Source organism: Bacillus infantis NRRL B-14911 (genome assembly GCF_000473245.1).
Lineage (GTDB): Bacteria > Bacillota > Bacilli > Bacillales > Cytobacillaceae > Bacillus_AB > Bacillus_AB infantis.
Genome location: NC_022524.1, coordinates 4,163,603 through 4,183,860, shown reverse-complemented (window position 1 = coordinate 4,183,860; position 20,258 = coordinate 4,163,603). Strand labels below are relative to the sequence as shown.

The 20,258-nt window shown below is 46.0% G+C and carries 14 protein-coding genes; 13 read left to right on the top strand and 1 reads right to left on the bottom strand.

Annotated features, from left to right (window positions below; all coding sequences use genetic code 11):
• Positions 1-460: 460 nt before the first annotated feature.
• From codB to N288_RS25900, 5 genes are all read left to right on the top strand, one after another.
• Positions 461-1,723, top strand: a complete 1,263-nt coding sequence (codB, locus tag N288_RS20920) for a cytosine permease (RefSeq protein ID WP_022544434.1) — start codon at positions 461-463, stop codon at positions 1,721-1,723.
• A 3-nt stretch (positions 1,724-1,726) separates the two neighbouring features.
• Positions 1,727-2,995: a cytosine deaminase gene (locus N288_RS20915; RefSeq protein WP_035402130.1), complete on the top strand. Its 1,269-nt coding sequence runs from the start codon at positions 1,727-1,729 to the stop codon at positions 2,993-2,995.
• 197 nt (positions 2,996-3,192) lie between these two features.
• Positions 3,193-3,606: a VanZ family protein gene (locus tag N288_RS24410; RefSeq protein ID WP_009792879.1), complete on the top strand. Its 414-nt coding sequence runs from the start codon at positions 3,193-3,195 to the stop codon at positions 3,604-3,606.
• A gap of 150 nt (positions 3,607-3,756) precedes the next feature.
• Positions 3,757-4,458 (top strand): phosphoribosyltransferase, encoded by a 702-nt coding sequence (locus N288_RS24405; RefSeq protein ID WP_009792880.1) that lies wholly within the window; start codon positions 3,757-3,759, stop codon positions 4,456-4,458.
• 297 nt (positions 4,459-4,755) lie between these two features.
• Positions 4,756-5,022 carry a LysM peptidoglycan-binding domain-containing protein gene (locus N288_RS25900; protein ID WP_009792881.1) on the top strand — a complete coding sequence of 89 codons (267 nt, stop codon included), beginning with the start codon at positions 4,756-4,758 and terminating at the stop codon, positions 5,020-5,022.
• A 56-nt stretch (positions 5,023-5,078) separates the two neighbouring features.
• Here N288_RS25900 and N288_RS20895 read toward each other — a convergent pair whose 3' ends face one another.
• Complete coding sequence (locus tag N288_RS20895; protein ID WP_009792882.1) at positions 5,079-6,290, bottom strand: M14 family zinc carboxypeptidase; 1,212 nt, start codon at positions 6,288-6,290, stop codon at positions 5,079-5,081.
• A gap of 323 nt (positions 6,291-6,613) precedes the next feature.
• On the opposite strand from N288_RS20895, the gene N288_RS20890 reads away from it, so the two are divergent.
• The 8 genes from N288_RS20890 to N288_RS20855 all read left to right on the top strand — a co-directional run bounded on the left by N288_RS20890 (position 6,614) and on the right by N288_RS20855 (position 20,251).
• Entirely contained in the window at positions 6,614-6,814 is a 201-nt protein-coding gene (locus N288_RS20890) for a helix-turn-helix transcriptional regulator (RefSeq protein WP_022544432.1), read from the top strand.
• Between the two features lies 1 nt (position 6,815).
• Positions 6,816-7,115, top strand: a complete 300-nt coding sequence (locus N288_RS20885) for a hypothetical protein (RefSeq protein ID WP_009792884.1) — start codon at positions 6,816-6,818, stop codon at positions 7,113-7,115.
• Positions 7,116-7,586: 471 nt separating this feature from the next.
• A complete protein-coding gene (locus tag N288_RS20880; protein ID WP_022544431.1) occupies positions 7,587-14,408 on the top strand; it encodes a pullulanase in 6,822 nt (2,273 codons plus the stop codon).
• A gap of 490 nt (positions 14,409-14,898) precedes the next feature.
• Positions 14,899-15,723, top strand: coding sequence for a glycoside hydrolase family 16 protein (locus N288_RS20875; RefSeq protein ID WP_009792889.1), 825 nt, complete (start codon positions 14,899-14,901; stop codon positions 15,721-15,723).
• Positions 15,720-17,069 (top strand): glycosyltransferase family 2 protein, encoded by a 1,350-nt coding sequence (locus N288_RS20870; protein ID WP_009792890.1) that lies wholly within the window; start codon positions 15,720-15,722, stop codon positions 17,067-17,069. The genes N288_RS20875 and N288_RS20870 overlap by 4 nt, the downstream gene beginning before the upstream one ends.
• 2 nt (positions 17,070-17,071) lie before the next feature.
• Positions 17,072-18,004 (top strand): polysaccharide deacetylase family protein, encoded by a 933-nt coding sequence (locus N288_RS20865; protein WP_156917024.1) that lies wholly within the window; start codon positions 17,072-17,074, stop codon positions 18,002-18,004.
• A gap of 267 nt (positions 18,005-18,271) precedes the next feature.
• Positions 18,272-19,282, top strand: coding sequence for a LacI family DNA-binding transcriptional regulator (locus N288_RS20860; protein WP_009792892.1), 1,011 nt, complete (start codon positions 18,272-18,274; stop codon positions 19,280-19,282).
• 12 nt (positions 19,283-19,294) lie between these two features.
• Complete coding sequence (locus N288_RS20855; protein ID WP_009792893.1) at positions 19,295-20,251, top strand: sugar kinase; 957 nt, start codon at positions 19,295-19,297, stop codon at positions 20,249-20,251.
• The last annotated feature ends 7 nt before the right edge of the window (positions 20,252-20,258 follow it).

Here is a 20,258-nt window from a genome sequence, read left to right as displayed (position 1 = left end):
ATAGAATCATATATAACCAAAGCCTAGTTAATGAAAAATGCCCCATGTATAGGGGAGGTTTTTATACTATTTCAATGCTGAAAATTAAACTCTCTTCCGATTTAGCAACCTACAGTCTGGCGGAGTTGTCAAATATTCTGTGGAAAGTCCCATTTTTTAAAATGACTCTAATATCTGCCAGGACCGCACCGCTCCTCCCCCATTTGACATCCCCCAATTTTTCTGCAATAATAATAACCAATTAAATACTGGTACCTTTAATTCAGTCCCGTGAGGCTGGCAAGGACAGCGGAAATTATGAGAATCATTGGGTGAGGTGTATCCTGCCCGCTGGTTTTTCATGAGGAAAAAGGCTTCTTGTCGGAAACGGCGAGAAGCTTTTTTCGTTCCAGCTTCTTATCCATCGAAGGCTCCTTCGGTACCAGTTTCAACACTATTGAAACTTATAGGAGGAATGGAAATGAAAAAGGTAGATTTGGATTTTTCACTGAGTGCGGTTCCGCAGAAACACCGCAGCGGTTTTTGGAGGATGCTTGTGGTGATGCTGGGGCTGACATTTTTCTCGGCGAGCATGTGGTCAGGCGGAACGCTTGGTTCAGGGCTGACTTTTATGCAGTTTATCGGTATCGTGCTGGCAGGGAACCTGATACTTGGCGCTTATACTGGAGCGCTCGCTTACATCGCGGCGAAGACGGGCTTATCCACCCATCTTCTGACGCGCTATGCATTCGGTGAAAAAGGTTCTTATCTTTCTTCATTCTTACTGGCAGCGACCCAGGTTGGCTGGTTTGGCGTCGGTGTGGCGATGTTTGCTCTTCCTGTCCAGAAGGTGACTGGGCTTGATGCGTATCTGCTGATTGCGATTGCCGGCGTCCTGATGACGGCGACGGCGTTTTTTGGAATGAAGGCACTGGCGATCTTGAGCTTTATCGCGGTTCCGCTCATCACCATTCTTGGCAGCTTTTCAGTGTTCAAGGCAACGGAAACGGTCGGAGGGCTTGACGGCCTTATGCAGTATCAGCCGACAGAAGCAATCGGGCTTGCTGCAGCATTAACGATCTGTGTGGGTTCTTTTATCAGTGCGGGAACGCTTACGCCTGACTTTGCCCGCTTTGCCAACAAGAAGCGGTCAGCAGTCATTACGACTGTAATTGCCTTCTTTATCGGAAATTCACTCATGTTCATCTTCGGTGCTATCGGCGCAATCGCAACTGGCCAATCAGATATTTCCGAAGTGATGTTCATTCAAAAATTGATCCTCCCGGCCATCCTGGTGCTCGGGCTTAATATCTGGACAACCAATGATAATGCGCTGTATGCTTCTGGCCTCGGCTTCTCAAGCATCACGAAAATCTCGAAAAGCAAGGTTGTCATTTTTAACGGAATCGTCGGTACGATCCTGGCGATGTGGCTTTACAATAACTTCGTTGGATGGCTGACCATCCTTGGGGCAGCTCTGCCGCCGGTGGGAGCCATCATTCTGGCGGATTATTTTATCATCAACAGAGGAAAATATAAGAAGTTTGAGCAAATGAGATTCAAAGCTGTCAACTGGCCGGCCATGATCGCATGGGGAGCAGGTGTGGCTGCTGCGAATTTCATCCCGGGAATTCCTCCGGTCAATGCACTGCTTGGGGCGGCAATCACATTCGTCGTCATCACCAAGCTTGCAGCTCTCACGGCAAACACAGGCACAATAACAGAAATGGAAAAGGTGAGCTAAATGATGTTAATTAAAAATGCGAAGCTTAGAGGTAAGGATGGGCTTTGGAATATAACAGTAAGAGACGAAAAGATTACGGAATTGTCGCAGGGAGATGTATCAGACTGGCAAGGTGAGGAGCTTGATGTAAAAGGGGCGCTCGTTTCAGCTCCGTTCATTGAGCCGCATATCCATCTGGATACAACACTTACAGCAGGCGAGCCTGAATGGAATCAGAGCGGAACATTGATCGAGGGGATCCAAAGATGGTCTCAGCGCAAGGAAACTTTGACACATGAGGATGTAAAGGAGCGGGCTAAAAAAGCGCTCAAGTGGCAGATCGCACAGGGAATCCAGCATGTCCGCACACATGTGGATGTGACGGATCCAACCTTGACGGCGCTAAAGGCGCTCCTGGAAGTAAAAGAAGAAATGTCTTCCCATGTTGATCTGCAGCTGGTTGCTTTTCCGCAGGAGGGGATCCTTTCTTATCCAAGCGGGGCAGAGCTGATGGAAGAAGCGCTGAAAATGGGTGCAGACGTGGTCGGCGGCATCCCGCACTTTGAGTTTACGAGAGAATATGGTGTATCTTCTATGAAAATTGCATTTGACCTTGCGGAAAAATATGACCGTCTAGTAGACATTCACTGCGACGAAATCGATGATGAGCAATCACGGTTTGTTGAGGTGGTAGCAGCGGAAGCATATGAGCGGGGGTTCGGCAGCAAGGTGACGGCCAGCCATACAACGGCGATGGGCTCCTATAATGATGCTTATGCCTACAAGCTCTTCAGGCTGCTGAAGATGTCGGAAATAAACTTTGTGGCTAACCCCCTTGTGAATATCCATCTTCAAGGCCGTTTTGATACATATCCAAAGCGGAGAGGCATCACAAGAGTGAAGGAGCTTCTCGAAGCGGGAATGAATGTGAGCTTCGGCCATGATGATATCTTTGATCCGTGGTATCCGCTCGGAACAGGCAATATGCTTCAGGTTCTCCATATGGGCATCCACGTATCCCAGCTCATGGGCTACGAAGAAATTGTCCGTTCCTTTGACTTGATTACCGATAACAGCGCCAGGACGCTTCATATCGAAGACAGCTACGGTATAGAAGCCGGAAAACCGGCCAGCTTCATTGTCCTTGACGCTGAAAATGAGTATGAAGCCATCCGCAAGCAGGCAGCGGTCCTTTATTCTATCCGAAACGGCAGGATCATTGCGCAGACAAGCCCAAGGCAGACTTCAATTTTGCTGGGGGAGCAAAGAGAAAGTATAAATTTTAGCAAATGATATAAAGAGAGGGGGCAGCGGCGGCTGCCCCTTCTTGATATTCCGTGTCAGGCACCGCGAAAAGACACTTTTCCTATATTTGTCCACGAGCGGTGCCTGACACGGGGATCTACGCTGTATAGTTTATTTCCTCATGGACGAGACTGTTCTTAAAGAAACTAAGGCGGTGCGCTATTTTGAGGATTCTCTTTGTGATTATGATGAGTGCCTTTATATTTGTTTGTACTTGTTCGAGCAGTTTTGCTGAATTAAGAAAATCAGGAGAAGTTCATTTTGAATGGCAGGGGAACCCTTCGTTTGAAGAACTGCTGCTGCCTTGGCCATCCGGTGCTGATAAGAATTTTGCTTACCAGAAGGCTGGGCATGCTCTTGCCTTTTTCATGTTGACTGGCGGGCTGCTGAGCCTCATCCCCCAAGCATATTCAGCTATCATTGCAGCCATATATGCGCTGGCAACAGAATTCCTGCAGCTATACTTTATGAGGAGCGGGCTGCTCCTGGATGTGATGGTGGACTGCGGAGGCATCTCCCTTGCCCTGCTTGTCTATAGTTTAATAAAGTCTGCTGCCGGCCAAAGCAGGCAGCAAAAAAGTATGAGCCAGAACAAATAAAGGTTTCTAAGTAACCGGCGCACACCTCCCCCAAAAGGATTCAATCAAATCTTGCCATTTACCCTTCCTCTTTTTTTATAATATAATGACACAGGCAAAGCTTTAAGCAGTTTTCCCGGTTATTGAGTTTTTCTAAAAGAGGTTAGATAAATGAAAAATATATATCTTGATTATAATCAGATTTCCCTTTCGCTTGATTCTATGGCGGATGAGATAAAAAGAGAGGGCTTTGACGGGCTTGTGATTATTTTGCGGGGCGGATCTTTTCCTGGCTTTCACCTGGCTTTCCTGACGGGGCTTCCTTATTATTTTTTGACCTATGACCGCAGCAGCGAGTCGGCAGAGTGGAAAGGGCAGGCTCCGGGCCTTAAGAAAGTCCTCCTTGTTGAAGACTTTGCCGGAATGGGAAATACGCTGATTAACAGCAAAGAGTTTTTAATAAAACAAGGAATGGAAGTAAAAACACTGGTAATCTGCAAGGATTCGAAATCAGCATCAGTGCCTGACTTTTTCTGCTTTGAAACAACGGAAGAAAATGCCCGCTTCATTTTGCCGTGGGAAAGATTCAGGCTTAATCCAGCGGAAAGCAGCGTTTCTAGATCAGAAAATATCGCCGATCATCAATTTGAGAGAACCCTTTGGGATGAACAGCTCTATTCCTTTGTCCGCGAAGGCGATGGGATTGCCGCAGGTCATATTGATAAAGGGAAAATGGCGATTTCACTCGGCTTTACCCATGTGGTGACGGCGAATGTAGAAGAGGCCATTCTAATATCCTCTCAATACCCTGAGCTCAGGGTAGCATGGTGGGACGGTGAGAGAAGGTTTATGATACAGTCTAAGGCGGTATAAGGAAGGGGGACAGGTACTTGTTCCTCTTTTTTTTGCTAAAAGATACTATCATCTTCTGATTTTCCCAAGCAGGAATTGCTATAAAGAACGTTAGGCCAACTCCTGTTGCGAGTAGGTTACGCAATAAAGAACCTCGTATTCTTAAATTAGATCAGCCTTTAAATAAACACCCCATAAGCCCTAAGTTATCATAACAAGATTTCCGTAAGTTTTCCCAAGGTCAACCCTATTGTTGCTCCTTCCAATATTTGATAGTTTTGAAAGGAAGAACCGAAACTATATTAGGAGGAGATTTCAATGAAAAAGCTTGGGAAAATTGTATTAGCGTCTGCTATGTCTTTAGGGATTCTGGGGGGATTCGGCACTGTAGGCACTTCCACTGCTGAAGCCGCGCCTCCAGGCTGCTTTGGCCCGGTCTATTATTATGTGAAGTCAGGAGACACTCTTTCTGAAATTGCCGCTAAGTATGGGGTGACGGCTTCCTATCTTGCATCCTTAAATAATATTTCGGATCCGAATAAGATTTATGTGGGCCAGCGTTTAATGACATATAACTGTAACTAATAGAATTAAAAACCTCCATCCTGCCGGGGATCCAGGATGGAGTCTTTTTTTATCCTTTACAGACCTGGCTCATAAGCGGTCTTCGGAATCTCGTTATACTCATCAGCATCCAGATTCTCCACCGAGCCGTCCGCAACTCCTTCAATAATAGCATTCAAGCCGGTTTCAACCGCCTTCACAAGCTGTCCCTTTTTCTTTTGTCCCAGTGTATGGGACTGGCCCCTGACCTCGAATAGGACCGTGCCGCTTCCGTTAAGGGCGAAGCTTCCCAATGCAGTGCCTGGGAGGTCGAGGTTCTGCTGATAGAGGGTGATGTTATTGAACGGCGAGCTGCCGATTGATTGAAGGGCATTATAAGCTGCTAGATTCAGCTGCTTTGAATACTCAACATTATATTGATCTGCATATTCCGCATATTTGGCTCCCGCAGATGTATTTGGATCAGGCACAAACTCGCCTGACAAGGACATCGTGACGATGTCGTCCGTTCCTTCTACATAGTATTGTCCTTGATGGTGAAGATCAACGAAGACATCAACCTTCCCAAACTCGGCCTTTAATGCTTTATACACATCCCTTACGGTTTGGGATTCCGGTGTTATGTACCAGCCGGGTTCGCTTGACCTGCCAGGGAAATCTCCGGCCTGCGGTACGTAATCCAAGTCAGGGTTGAAGTCGCGGTTCACATCAAACCCGGGCTGTCCGGTGTAATTTCGCTCCTGGATTGTGCCTGAGGCATAATAATTCCATGCTGGCTTTGCGGCTGCTGCAAGCTGAGGGAAATCCTGCACAGCTTCCTCCCAGGACATATCATTTCCGCGGCGGTCAAGCTCAGAAGCGTCAGGGTTGATTTTTGGCAGCACCACTAAAGTGACATTTTCACGGATCTGCCTCGCTTCCGGTGAATTGCTGGATCCGAGATACTGAAGGATTTTTAACAGTGCCTCTGTGCCCGTCTTTTCATTGCCGTGAATTTCGCTTTCAATCAGTACCACTTTTTCCCCTGTACCAACTCGTGCCTGGTAAATGTCCCGTCCCTGATTGGATTGGCCGACAACCGATAACGACACTTTGCCCTGGCTGCTCTTCTCAATCTGCTGGAGCTTGTTTACCATTTCGGCATAGTCAGTAAATCCAGCCATAGAGCTGGCCTCATACTGTCCTGCCTTGCCGCTGTCAGGAGATTGGGCCGCAATAGCTGTGCCTCCAGCCCCCGCACATAAAACCACTGCTGTACTTAATCCTGCAATCCATTTTTTTACCTTCATCCTGTCACTCTCCTTCGCTTTTCTTACAAAGACTATTGTAAATCGACAAGCCGCCGTCACCTTGTCGAAATATGAACCACGCACAGGTCTAGTTTTGTAGGAATGAAATGAAGAGTGTCGAATATTTCGCATTTCGAAATAATTGAATAGTTCGTCCTATCAGGTGTATAGAAAGATCATGCCCATTGTCACCCGTTCTCAAATTAAGCATGACTATGCATCTATATATGTAATTAATTTCTTACTTTTTGTAAAAAATACTTTACACTTTGTAAGGAATATTTTACAATTCACTCAATGGCTTACCAAAAGGGCGGATGAAAATGCTTGATAATAAAATCTCTGTGTACAGAGCGGAAAAGAAAATGACGCAGCAGGAGCTGGCAGATGCAGTCGGGGTCAGCCGGCAGACAATCCTTTCCATTGAAAAAAACAGATACAATCCCTCTCTGATTTTGGCCATTAAGATTGCAAAGGCAGTAGACAAACCAATCATGGACGTTTTTGATTACAAGGAGGAATAAGATGTTTTCAATGCTCAATGCTTCGATTGTCGTACTTGTTGTCTGTGTCATTTTGTCGGAGGCCTATAAAGCCAGGTTTGAGAAAGACAGTGAATCCAAGGATGAGAGGGGACAGGTGATCCAGCTGAAGGTCATGTCTCTTTCCTACAAGCTCCTGACAGCCGGTGTCATGCTGGGATTCTTTCTCTCAGCCATCACGAAGATCATGCACCAGGATTATTTTATCTTCTATATACTGCTGATCTTCCTGCTGCAAAGCGTCTTATCTGCAGCATACTTATTTCAATTGAGAAGGCAGTAGACGGAATGAGGGGACAGCCCCCTTGTTCCTTTTTTATTTACATTAATGGGCCAAGGGGTCTGACCCCCCGGTCCACAAATCGTCGTATCTGCAGCATACTTATTTCAATTGAGAAGGCAGTAGAAGGGATGAGGGGACAGCCCCCTTGTTCCTTTTTTATTTGCGTTAATGGGCTAAGGGGTCTGACCCCCTGGCCTAAACCGCCCCCCTGCTCACTTTGCTGTTGCCGTTTTCTGAAAATTATTGTAAAATTTGCTTACGAACTGCAAGCGGTTGCACAAGCTGTCTTTTCATATCACGCACATTTTTAGTCATTTCATCCTATATTTTGCAAACGGTTACAGTCATTTAGTTGTGCAAATTTGTGCAAACGCTTTCGCAATCCGCGCTGCAGGGCCATCTCCGACAGAAAGGAGGCTTCCCCGAACAAAGTTTATCCTATCCAACCAACCAAAAGGAGGAAAGCAATTCATGCAAAAAAACCGACGCCAACTGTCCATCTTCCTGTCGGCCATTATGCTATTAAGCCTGTGGCTGCCATTTATGCCGGCACGTGCGGCAGCAGCTGAAACAGAAGCATCCGATACCCCTGAAGCAGCACAAACCTCTGAACGGCAGGTCCGTTTTACTTATATCCGCGATGACAAAGCCTATGAGGGCTGGAATATCTGGGCCTGGAACACAGGCGTGAAGGATGACCAGATCAATTTCCAATCCTATGAAAACGGGAAGGCGACCGTCAATATTGCTGTTGCCCCTGAAACGAAGCAGTTCGGCTTTGTTCTCCGCAGCACAGAGAACTGGAATACTGCGGAAAAGGAATTTGGCGACCGCTTCATTACTGTGAACAAAAATGACAGTTTGACAAAAGCATACATCACGAGCGGTGTGGAAAAGATCCGGATTGTCCCGGACGGATCAGCGCCTGTCATCAATAAAGGCAATGCCACTTTTTATTACCGCGATAAAGAGCTTTTTGCCAATGACAGCATGAATTCTATTGAAAAAGTTGAACTCAAATTCAACGGTGAAACACAAGAGATGGTGTATGAGCCGGAAAACGAGCGATTCATGCTTACATACGAGAATATCCCGAACGGGAAGCATGAGTACTCTTATCTTGTTACAAAAGACGGCAAAACCATAGAGGTTACAGATCCTTATAACACCAAGGACGGCATCTCTGCCATCGACTTTCAGCAGGCTGACTTGACTGTATCTGCCTCAACCAGGCCAGCAGCCATTGATTATAGCCAAAATGCTGTTCTGAGTGTAGATATAGCAGGACAGACTGACGAGGTAAAGATTACTAAAATTCTCGCTGATACTTCCTCTTTGGGAGGGCCTGATCAGCTGGAAATTGACCCTTCACTCGGCAAAATCACCATTGCTGCAGATGACAGCACTACTGCAGGTGTGAAAAAGATTCCTGTTACAGCAGTGGATTCTTATGGCAATGAATATAGCGGGAATGCCGAAATCGAAATCAAAACACGCCAATCTGCCGGTGAAGGTGATTTTGACTGGGATGAGTCAGTCATCTACTTTATGCTGACAGACCGTTTCTTTGACGGCAATTCCTCCAACAATGATCCATACGGACTGAATTATGACGATTCCCGCGGCGCCTATCAGGGCGGTGATTTCAAAGGGGTAACAGAAAAGCTGGACTACCTTGATGAGCTTGGCGTCAATACGATCTGGATCTCTCCGGTCGTGGAAAATATTCAATATGATGTCCGTGACAGTGAGGCCGATGGCGAGCCATATTATGCCTACCATGGCTACTGGGCGGAAAATTTCAGCAAGCTGAATCCTCATTTCGGCACGATGGAGGACTTCCATACCCTCATCGACGAAGCCCATGAGCGCGGCATTAAAATCATGGTGGATGTTGTATTGAACCATACCGGATACGGCCTCAAAGAACTGGATGCCGGCAAAGAAAACCCTCCGCCAGGCTACCCGGATGATGGAGACCGGAGCCGCTTCAAGGATATCGTCCGCCAGGGTAATGTGGGCAGCGATGAAGTGGTTGGCGAGCTGTCCAGCCTGCCGGATATTAAAACAGAGGATCCTGCTGTCCGAAAGCAGATCATCGACTGGCAGACAGACTGGATTGAAAAAGCAACAACGGCAGACGGCAATACAATCGATTATTTCCGTGTGGATACCGTCAAGCATGTGGAGGACGCCACCTGGATGAGCTTCAAAAATGCGCTCACCGAAAAAATGCCGGCATTCAAAATGATCGGTGAAGCATGGGGAGCAAGTGCAGATAATAATCTTGGCTACCTCGATTCCGGAATGATGGATTCCCTGCTGGACTTCGGCTTCAAAGAAACAGCCCGCAATTTTGTGAATGGCAAGCTCAAGGCCGCCAATGATGCCCTTGCTGCCCGGAATGCAAAAGTAGATAACACCGCAACACTGGGCCAGTTTTTAAGCAGCCATGACGAGGACGGTTTCCTGCATTCACTCGGCGGTGATAAGGGCAAAATGAAGGTAGCAGCCTCCCTGCAGGCAACGGCAAAAGGCCAGCCTGTTATCTATTATGGGGAGGAGCTTGGACAGACAGGCGCCAACAACTATCCTCAGTATGATAACCGCTACGATTTTGCATGGGATAGAGTGGAAGATAATGACATGCTCGAGCATTATAAAAAGATCCTTAACTTCAGGAAGGACCATTCCAAGGTTTTTGCCAAAGGTGACCGGACAGTGACTGGCGGCTCTGACAAGGAGCAATTCCTGCTGTTTGCCCGCAGCTATGGGGGACAGACCGTTTATGCCGGCCTGAACACAGCGGATAAGGCAAAAACCATTAAGCTGGCTGTTGATTCAAAAGCAGCCACAGTAACAGACCATTATTCTGATCAAAACTATCAAACTACTGAAGCTGGAGAAGTTATTCTGACAATCCCGGCCAACTCAGATGGCGGCACTGTCCTGCTGACCGTGGATAACGGCAGCATCACAGGGGCATCGCTTCAAAGCGGGGAAGAGGGCGAGGAACCTGAAATCGAGCCGATTCCTGAGAACTCTGTCCGCATCCACTATAACCGTGCCGACGGCAGCTATGAAAACTACGGGGCATGGCTCTGGAATGACGTGAAGTCCCCGTCAGCCAATTGGCCGGTCGGCGCAACCATGTTTGAAAAGAAAGACAGCTATGGTGCCTATATTGATGTACCGCTTGCTGAAGGAGCCAAAAATATCGGCTTCCTGATCATGGATGTGTCCAAAGGGGATGCAGGCAAGGACGGCGGCGATAAAAGCTTGACCATTTCCTCGCCGGAGATGAATGAAATCTGGATAAAGCAGGGATCTGATCAGGTGTATACCTATGAACCTGTCGATCTTCCGGACAACACCGTCCGCATCCATTATACCCGTGACAACGGGGACTATGATGATTTCGGACTATGGCACTGGGGCGATTCAGCAGCTCCTTCTGATAATTGGCCAGCTGGCGCGGCTGATTTTACCGGAACAGACCGGTACGGGGCGTATGCTGACATCGAACTGAATGAAGATGGCAAGGAACTGGGCTTCCTTATCGTGAACGAAAGCACTGGGGAAAAGGATGCCGGTGATAAGACCTTCAACCTGCTGGATAAATATAGTCAGCTTTGGATCAAGCAGGGAGACGATGTGGTCTATATTTCCCCATATGGAGATGTGGCATCAGGGATGACCTCTGCAGAAGTCATCTCAGAAGAAACAATTCTATTGAACTTTACCATGACAGAAGGATTGACTGCAGACGGATTGAAAGCCGGCTTATCTATCACTGATAAGGACGGTAAAGAAATATCCATTACAAGTGCAAAGATTACTGGTGATAAAACGGCTGAAGTTAAAGCAGTATTCGATCTTGAGAAACTGCCGCTTTCCGTAACCTATTCCGGCCGCACAGTTTCTGCTTCATCAGGCTGGCGGATGCTTGATAAGCTGTACAGCTATGATGGCGATGACCTTGGAGCCACCTACAAAAACGGCAGAGCGGTGCTGAAACTGTGGGCGCCGACAGCAAGCAAGGTTACGGCCAATTTCTATGATAAAAAAGATGCTGCAAAGCTGATGGGCAGTGTAGACCTGGAACTTGGCGATAAGGGCGTCTGGTCAAAAGAAATCCAGCCTTCCGAGCTTAATGTAGATGATCTTAAAGGGTATTACTACCAATATGAAGTAACCAATAACGGAGTAACGAAAAAGGTGCTGGATCCTTATGCGAAGTCGATGGCTGCTTTTACCGTCAACACGAAAGGGGAAGCGGGTCCGGACGGAGATGATGTCGGAAAAGCAGCAATCATCGATCTGAAGGGAACAGATCCGAACGGCTTTGACCATGCCAGCATCAAAGGATATGAAAAGCGCGAGGATGCCATCATCTATGAAGTCCATGTCCGCGATTTCACTTCCGATCCTTCGATTGAAGCCGATTTGAACTCAAGATGGGGTTCTTATAAAGCATTCATCGACAAGCTAGATTATATTAAGTCGACTGGTGTGACACACGTCCAGCTTCTGCCTGTCATGGCCTGGTATTTTGGCGATGAAACCCAAATGGGGGAGAGGGAAATGGAATATTCAGCAGGAGGAAACGAGTATAACTGGGGCTATGACCCGCACAGCTATTTCTCTCCTGACGGGGCTTACTCGGAAAATCCTGAAGACGCTGAGCTGCGTGTGAAGGAACTAAAGGAATTGATTGACGCAATCCACGATGCCGGCATGGGTGTGGTCCTTGACGTTGTTTACACTCACATGGCCAAAGCAAGCACGCTCAATGATATTGTGCCAAACTACTATGCTTTCCAGGATGCCAAAGGCAATTTCCTTGGAGGGTTCGGCAATAACCTGGCAACAAGCCATACAATGGCTGAAAAGCTGATGGTAGATTCAGTGAAATACTGGTTTGACGAATACAAGATTGATGGCATGCGTTTCGACATGATGGGGGATGCAACCTATCCGTCCATCCAGAATGCCTATGATGCAGCTGCCGCAATCAATCCGGATGCCCTGTTCATCGGCGAAGGCTGGCGGACATTTGCAGGTCATCTTGCTGACCCGGCTCTTGAAGGAATGGGGGCAGATCAGGATTGGATGGATAAGACCGATGATGTTGGTGTGTTCTCTGATGAAATCCGCAATGAGCTGAAATCCGGATTCGGTTCGGAAGGGGAGCCGAGATTCATCACAGGCGGTGCTCGTGATCTGGGTGTTATTTTCAATAATATCAAAGGTCAGCCGTCCAACACTGCAGATGATGATCCAGGCGACATGGTCCAGTATATTGAAGCGCACGATAATCTGCCGTTGTATGATGTAATCGCCCAGTCTATTAAAAAAGACCCGGCCATCCCGGAAAATAATCTGGAAATCCATAAGCGGATCCGCCTCGGCAACTCGCTGATCCTGACCTCGCAGGGAACTGCCTTCCTGCATGCCGGCCAGGAATACGGCCGGACAAAGCAATGGCTCGCTGAAGGAGTGCCGGAGCAGAAATACCATGAGCTGACAGATGAAAATGGGGTTCCGTTTGGATACTTTATCCATGATTCTTATGATTCATCTGATGCGATCAACAAATTTGACTGGCAGAAAGCCACTAATGCATCAGCTTATAAAGTAAATACAATGACACGCGAATACACTGAAGGCCTGATTGAACTGCGAAGATCAACAAACGCCTTCCGCCTTGGGGATAAAGAGCTTGTAGACAAAAACGTTTCCCTGCTTAGTTTCCCTGAAATGAAGGATCAGGATCTGCTGATTGCATATAAAAATGTATCAACAGACAAAACTGGCAGCTATTATGTGTTCATGAATGCTGACAGCAAAGTCCGCAGCCTGACGCTTGGAGAACTGGATCTCTCGAAAGGGACTGTTCTTGTCGATAACGATGAAGCAGGAATTAAGGCTGTTAAAGATAAGTCCGGCTTTACCCTTGCAGATGGAAAACTGACACTGGATCCATTAACAGTAGTGGTCATCAAGGAAGGCGCAAAGGGAGAGGAAAACCCTGGCGGCAATCATGAGCCTTCCAATCCGCCTGCACCTGGGAAGCCTGGAACCATCGAGCTTCCGGCAGGGGCTGCAGAAATAGTCAGACAAAAAAATCCATCCGGCAAAATGGAGGTTATTACAAAAATCCGTTCCGAGAAGATAGCGGAGATCGTAAATACCATCTCAGCGGATAGAAAAATGATAGCAGTGAAACTGGAAAAGCCGTCTTCAGGGGAAACTGTCCTGGCACAGCTGCCGGCAAAGCTGTTCAGTGAAGCTGTTCGAAAAAATAAAAATGTCATTATAGAAATCCAGGCGGACGGTGCAATCTACAGGATTCCTGTATCAGAGATTGATACTGCAGCCCTGGCCAAAAAGCTTGGAGTCTCTGAAGATGCTGTTTATATTACAGTGTCTGTTAATCAAGCTTCAGCACCGTCTAAAAATGCTCAGGTTGTGTCAGATGCGTTTGCGTTTGAGCTTGAGGCACATGCTGGAGATAAGAAAGAGAGCATTTCAGCATTTGAAAAGTTTGCAGAAAAAGAGATTATGGGCAGCAAGGAATTTGATCCTCGCAAGTCCACTGCAGTCAGATTTAAACAGGATGGCAGCTTTACAGCTGTTCCAACTGTATTTGACGGTAAAACAGCGAAGATCAAATCACTGACGAATTCCGTATATGGAATCGTTGAAAATGATAAAACATTCCAGGATGTTAACCGGTCAAGCTGGGCAGAGGAATATATTGAAACTCTTGCTTCCAAATACATTATTAAAGGGAAAACAGATGAGAAGTATGCACCAGGGGAGGAAATCACCCGGGCAGAATTCACCGTCCTGCTTGTAAGGGCTTTAGGGCTCCCGGCAAAAGCGTATGATAAGAAATTCTCGGATGTTAAGGGAAATGAGTGGTTCAATGCAAACGGAGAGCTGACAGCAGCTGTCCACTTCGGCATTATCAGCGGCAAACCGGATGGCACTTTTGCGCCAAACGAAAAGCTGACACGTGCCCAGGCGGCCGTTATGATCGCAAGAGCAATGGATCTGGGCTTCCTGGAGTTTGACAAGTCGCAGCTGAATTCTAATAAAAAGCTGACAGACTTCAAAGATGCCAGCCAATTTGGAGCATGGGCAAAAGAAGGTGCAGAGGCTGTCTATCAATCAGGCATCATGTCAGGAATGACGAAAACCACATTCAATCCAAACGGTTACACCAAACGTGACCAAATGGCAAAAATCCTTGCAGAATTCCTGCGAAAAGCAGAAATGATGAACTAAAAAAGTAAGAAGGCATCTTCCGGTTGTTTCGACAAAATCCGGGAGGTGCCTGTCACCAAATAAAAGCCGGCTGAAGAAAATTCAGCCGGCTTTTTGAATGCAATTTTCATTTCATACTTCGACAAAAATCGGAAGGTACCTGTCACCGAATAACCAGCCCCCGTCTCTTCTTCAAAGGGATGCTATAGCAATCATCACAAACTCCATCATTATCGACAAACTCCGTGTAGTCAGTAATTTCAGATTGGCATTGAGAGCAAATCCATTTTTCTTTGACAGCCTGCTCCATATGATCATCTCCTTTTATTGTCAATATTCTGTATATTTTGATGTTTTCCTGCAAGATTTTTTTATAACTTTAGTTATTACTAGACGAATATATAGCTGTTTGTTAATATAAACTATATCGTTCTTTAAAAAGAACAGATTAGTGTTATCTTTGTGTTCTTAATAAAGAATGATTAATCCCTTAAAAAGAAGGTGTGCGTCCATGAAGATTTTTTTCTTGTTTCTTCTTATTTTGGCTTTGCCAGGCAGTGAATTTGTACATGAAAAGCAAACGGCTGCGAAGATGCCAGAAAGAGTATTCGGTAAAGAAGAAATGGCTGCCCCTTCAGTGGATATGACAAAGAAAGATGGGTGGCATCTTGTCTGGAATGATGAATTTCACGATGAAAAGTCATTCATAAAGTGGAATCCGCAAAATTGGCCATCAGAAAAAAATGGAGAATGGCAGTATTACCTTCCGGAAAATATTGATGTCAGGGATGATCTCCTGGTTATTTCAAGCAGAAAAGAGTCTTATAAGGGACGAAGCTATACCTCTGGTGCTGTTACGACTGAAAGCAAGTTTGAGTTCACTTATGGAAAAATTGAGATCAGAGCGAAGCTGCCGAAGGGAAGAGGCATATTTCCCGCTTTCTGGCTTGTGAATTCCGACGAAGACTGGCTGCCGGAAATAGATATCATGGAGAATATTGGCCAGGCTCCGAACGAGCTTTATTATGTTGTTCATTGGAAGGACGAAGCCGGCAAACAAAAAAGGGATTACACAAAGATAACGGAGGATATTGATTTCTCTGAGGATTTCCATCTGTACGGTCTAATATGGGAACCGGGAAGAATCATATGGACACTGGACGGCAGAAACGTCTTTGAAACAGATAAATTTTCGCCGGATTCGCCTCTCTTTCTGTATATAAATACGGCCATTGGCGGAAACTGGCCGGGACCGCCGGATCCGCAGGATGATTTTCCAAAAGAATTGCTGATTGACTATGTCAGGGTATACCAACAAGGAGGGATAGGCCAGTGATAGTACTGCTGTATGTATCTTTTGCCATCTTTTTTGCCTTTGTAATTATGCAGTCCCTGTATATTTTAATTCCATTGTTCAAGGAAGAGAAAAAAAAGCGCAAGGAAGTCAGGAAAATGTACAGCTTTTCCGTCATTGTGCCTGCTTTTAACGAAGAAAAAGTGCTTGAGTCCTGTATCATTGGCTACAGTGGCCAGAGGCATCAGGAATCAGAGCTGATCATTGTAAATGACGGATCAACTGACCATACAATTGGCATGCTTACAGAGCTATTGTCCCTGGTTCCATGCAGAAGGGCTTTTTCAAGAAAATTAGAGCATAAAGAGATAACAGCTGTATTTCAATCAGAGCGGTACTCCAATATCTTTGTCATTGACAAGCGAAATGGCGGAAAATCGGATGCCTTGAATGCCGGAATCAACTTCAGCCAAAATGACATTGTTGTTACGCTTGATGCGGACAGCATATTGGAGAGGAACAGCCTTTCAGAAATGAATGCTGAATTCCAGGAATCAGGCATTATTGCCTGCGGTGGAAACGTCCTTATCGCACAGGCTTTCAGTGGGCACGTCCATCATCTTAAACCTACTTTTAAGCTAAAGGGGATCATTAAATTTCAGTTCCTCCAATATTTAACCGCGTTTTATCTTCATAAACGGGCCCAGGCATCGCTCGGAGCCATGACGGTCATAGCAGGAGCATTTGGAGCATTCCGCCGGGAGGTCCTATTTAATATTGGCGGTTTTCGGGAAACGATTGGCGAGGATATGGATATTACCCTTAAGATCCAGAAGCTGATCAAAGAACATGGCTGTGTCCACAGAATTTCCTACGTCCCAGCCGCTGTCTGTTATACTGAATGCCCCAGTACGCTAAGGGACATGTTCAAGCAGAGGGTCCGCTGGCAAAAAGGCTTTATTGACTGCCTGATACAATACCGGAAATCCTTTTTCCGCAAACTGCCTTTTGGCTTTTCTACTGTCTTTTTGTTTGACCAATTCCTTGTCGGCACATTGAATGCCTTTCCAATGCTGGCCATACCGGCGATGCTGCTGTTGAATCAGGGCCAGCTTCTGCTTGTGCTCATGCTCGGTTCAGGGGCCGTCTTCCTGTATATCTATCAATTTTTTACAACATTGTTTATCAGCCATCTGCATGGGGTTTCCTTTCGGAAGAGGGATATACTCAGGATCCTTGTCTTTCTGCCGGCGGATATATTATTCTATCGCATTATGAATCTATTGTTTGTCGCTTATGGGACGCTGTCCTTTTTTCATAAATCTAAAAGCTGGAATAAGCTTGAGAGGTCTGGAAATCTGGCATGGAAAGGGGCGGAAAAGGCGTGAGCATGAAGGCTGCAAAGGGAGCGGTTGCTTTTGGTTTTCTGGTGCTGCTGACCCTGATGATATCAGGTTTCAGTTTTGTCGTTGACGAATATGATATTCTCGCTGTTGAGCATCAGGGATTATATCCCGCAGACCAATCCTTTCACTTGGATGCCTGCACCAAGGAATCTACGATAAAAAAGCCTCCAAAAGAGGCGGCAGCTAAAGTTCCTGTCTTGTCATACCATCATATTGTAAGCAGAGAGGACCTGTCTGAAAGCCACTATATCAAAGGTAAACTGAATCCAATGGTTGTATTAAAGGAAGACTTTGAAAAGCAAATGGCCTATTTAAAAGAGAAAGGCTATACATCTTTGACGTTATCTGAGCTATATGATTTTTTAGCAAGGAAAAAGGATGTTCCTGCTAAGAGCGTTGTTATCACCTTTGATGATGGTTATAAGGATAACTATGTGGAAGCCTATCCTATCTTAAAAAAATACAATTTCACAGCTGTCAGCTTTATCATAACCGGGTATGTGACAAGCAAGCTCCATCCTTATGTGCCTGAGGAAATCCAGTATCTCAGCCTTCATGAAATAGAAAGAGGCTGTGATGTATTCGACTATCAGAGCCATACCTACAATCTTCACCAGAGGGAAAAAAACCGGTTTAATCAGGATGCTTCCTTTCTGCTGACAAAAGAGGCAGATCAGATTGAAAAAGACCTAAGAACCAGCATCAGGCAATTGGAAGGCAGAAAAAAGGCGTTTGCCTATCCTTACGGAGAATATACTCCCAATACGATAAACTCCCTAATCAATCTAGGGTTTCGAATGGCATTTACTGTAGAGAAAAAAGCGGCAGAGAGGGGCGACCGCATTTATGAGATCCCGAGGCTGCCGGTGGTGGCGGAAACGACTATGGAGGAGTTTATAGAGTATGTAAAGCCATAGGATACTTATTGGGAAAGGAGGTGCTAAAAAGCGCCTCCTATTTTAGTGCAGTTACCCATATTTTAATGTAGTCCCATTGGGTTAAGTTTACGTTACTTTGCTCAGCCCGATTAAAGTTTAAGATTCGACAAAATTCGGGAGGTGCCTGTCACCAATATAAAAATTTTCAGAATTAACCTTGATTTTGAAAGGGGTTTCATTTATACTTTCCCTAAACCGGTTTACTAAACCGATTTACTAAATCGGTTTATAGAGAGGGACCATAAAATGAATAAAATAACAATGCAAGATGTTGCGGTGAAGGCCGGCGTTTCCAAGAGCACAGTCTCGCAATATATCAATAATCGCTATGAGTATATGGCCGAGGCTACGAAGATCCGGATTCAGGAAGCGATCAGTGAGCTGGGCTATATACCCAACTTTGTGGCTAAAAGCCTCAAGCAGAAAAAGTCCTCCACAATAGGGGTAATTGTCGCCAATATTCTCCATACATTTTCGACAGAGATTATCCGGGCGATAGAGGATGTCTGCGAAACGAATCATTTTCACTTGTTTGTCTGCAATTCGGATGAAAATCCGGAAAAGGAGCGTGCATATATTGATATGCTCCTGGCAAAGCAGGTGGATGGCTTGATCATCTTTCCTACAAAAGGAAATGCCTTGCTCTATGAACAGCTAAAGCGCTCGAATTTTCCCATTGTTTTCGTGGACAGAAAGCCGGTAAAACCCATTTATCCCACTTTCCTCCTTGATAATGTAAAAGCTGCAGAGATTGCTGTTGAAGAGCTGCTCAGGCATGAACAAAGGAAAATTGGGGTAGTGTCCATGTCGACCGCCCAGAAAGTAACCCCCCGATTAGAGCGGATTGAAGGGTACCGGGAGAAGCTTAAAGCTAATGGCATTACCCCAAATGAAGAATGGATCATTGCAGCAGAACGGCATGAAATTTTTGATAAGCTGGAAAATCTCTGGCTTGCAGATGAGATGCCCGATTGTTTCTTTGCTACAAATGATCTTTCCCTTATCGAACTTCTGAAGTTTCTAAGAAAAAAGAAGCTTCGTATACCGGAGGATGTCAGTGTAGTAGCAATAGACGATTCTGATTTCCTTGAGATCGCAGCCACGCCAATCACAGCTATTAAACAGCCAACCTTTGAGATTGGCAAGGATGCGGCCGTAGAACTTCTGAGGCTTATAGGAGAGCAGGAAATGGCAGAATCATATGAAGTAAAAAGATACGCTCCGCTCCTGGTTGAGCGGGAGTCGATAAAGAGTTAGGAGAGAAAGCAAATGACATCACCGAAAAAAGTCTTAACCATAGGGGATGCCATGATTACCCTTAATCCATCGGCGAAAGGCCCGCTTAGGTTCGTGACAAGCTTTGAGCGAAAGATAGGAGGCGCTGAGCTGAATTATGCAATTGGATGCGCAAGGCTTGGCCTCAGCAGCAAGTGGGTCAGCCGGCTTGGCAATGATGAATTTGGCCGGGTCATCTATAACTTCGCCCGCGGTGAAGGAATCGACACAGCCGCAGTGGATTTTGTCGAAGGCAGCCCTACCTCGCTGAATTTTAAGCAGATAAACGAGGATGGGTCAGGAAAGACCTTTTATTACCGATACAACTCGCCGATTCTTGCCTTATCGGAAGACATGATTGATGAAAAGATTCTGGAAGGTGTAGACCTCCTTCATCTGACAGGCGTGTTCATGGCAATAGACAAAAAAAATCCGGGTATTTCATTAAAGCTTGCCAGACTGGCAAGGGAAAAACAAATACCAGTCTCCTTCGATCCCAATATCCGGCTTAAGCTCTGGACGATCGAAGAGGCGAGAAAAGCTTATAAAGCCATATTTCCATATACAGACATCCTCCTGACGGGGCTCGATGAGATCAGACAGATCAACGGCAGTGATTCTGAAAAAGATTTGGCGTTATTTGCAAGCGATTACAGCATTGCGGATCTGGTTATAAAGGACGGGGCCAACGGGTCGAAGCTTTTGAGAAATGGAAGCTGGACAAAGGCAGAGTGCTTTCCGGTAAAAGCAGTTGATACAGTGGGAGCCGGAGACGGCTTTGATGCAGGCTATACATACGGCTGGCTGCATGGCTACAGCCCGGAAGAGCTTCTCCGCTTTGCCAATGGTACAGGGGCACTAGTTACAACCGTTTCAGGGGATAATGAAGGTCTGCCATACCTGGAGGAAGTAAAGGCATTTATAAATAAAGAAGAAATCGTTGAACGCTGAGGGGGAG

Coding starts and splice junctions, on each gene's coding strand:
- N288_RS20875 (WP_009792889.1), top strand. CDS start 14,899: ATGAAGATTTTTTTCTTGTTTCTTCTTATTTTGGCTTTGCCAGGCAGT.
- N288_RS24405 (WP_009792880.1), top strand. CDS start 3,757: ATGAAAAATATATATCTTGATTATAATCAGATTTCCCTTTCGCTTGAT.
- N288_RS20865 (WP_156917024.1), top strand. CDS start 17,072: ATGAAGGCTGCAAAGGGAGCGGTTGCTTTTGGTTTTCTGGTGCTGCTG.
- N288_RS20895 (WP_009792882.1), bottom strand. CDS start 6,290: ATGAAGGTAAAAAAATGGATTGCAGGATTAAGTACAGCAGTGGTTTTA.
- N288_RS20915 (WP_035402130.1), top strand. CDS start 1,727: ATGTTAATTAAAAATGCGAAGCTTAGAGGTAAGGATGGGCTTTGGAAT.
- N288_RS25900 (WP_009792881.1), top strand. CDS start 4,756: ATGAAAAAGCTTGGGAAAATTGTATTAGCGTCTGCTATGTCTTTAGGG.
- N288_RS24410 (WP_009792879.1), top strand. CDS start 3,193: ATGATGAGTGCCTTTATATTTGTTTGTACTTGTTCGAGCAGTTTTGCT.
- N288_RS20880 (WP_022544431.1), top strand. CDS start 7,587: ATGCAAAAAAACCGACGCCAACTGTCCATCTTCCTGTCGGCCATTATG.
- codB (WP_022544434.1), top strand. CDS start 461: ATGAAAAAGGTAGATTTGGATTTTTCACTGAGTGCGGTTCCGCAGAAA.
- N288_RS20855 (WP_009792893.1), top strand. CDS start 19,295: ATGACATCACCGAAAAAAGTCTTAACCATAGGGGATGCCATGATTACC.
- N288_RS20885 (WP_009792884.1), top strand. CDS start 6,816: ATGTTTTCAATGCTCAATGCTTCGATTGTCGTACTTGTTGTCTGTGTC.
- N288_RS20860 (WP_009792892.1), top strand. CDS start 18,272: ATGAATAAAATAACAATGCAAGATGTTGCGGTGAAGGCCGGCGTTTCC.
- N288_RS20890 (WP_022544432.1), top strand. CDS start 6,614: ATGCTTGATAATAAAATCTCTGTGTACAGAGCGGAAAAGAAAATGACG.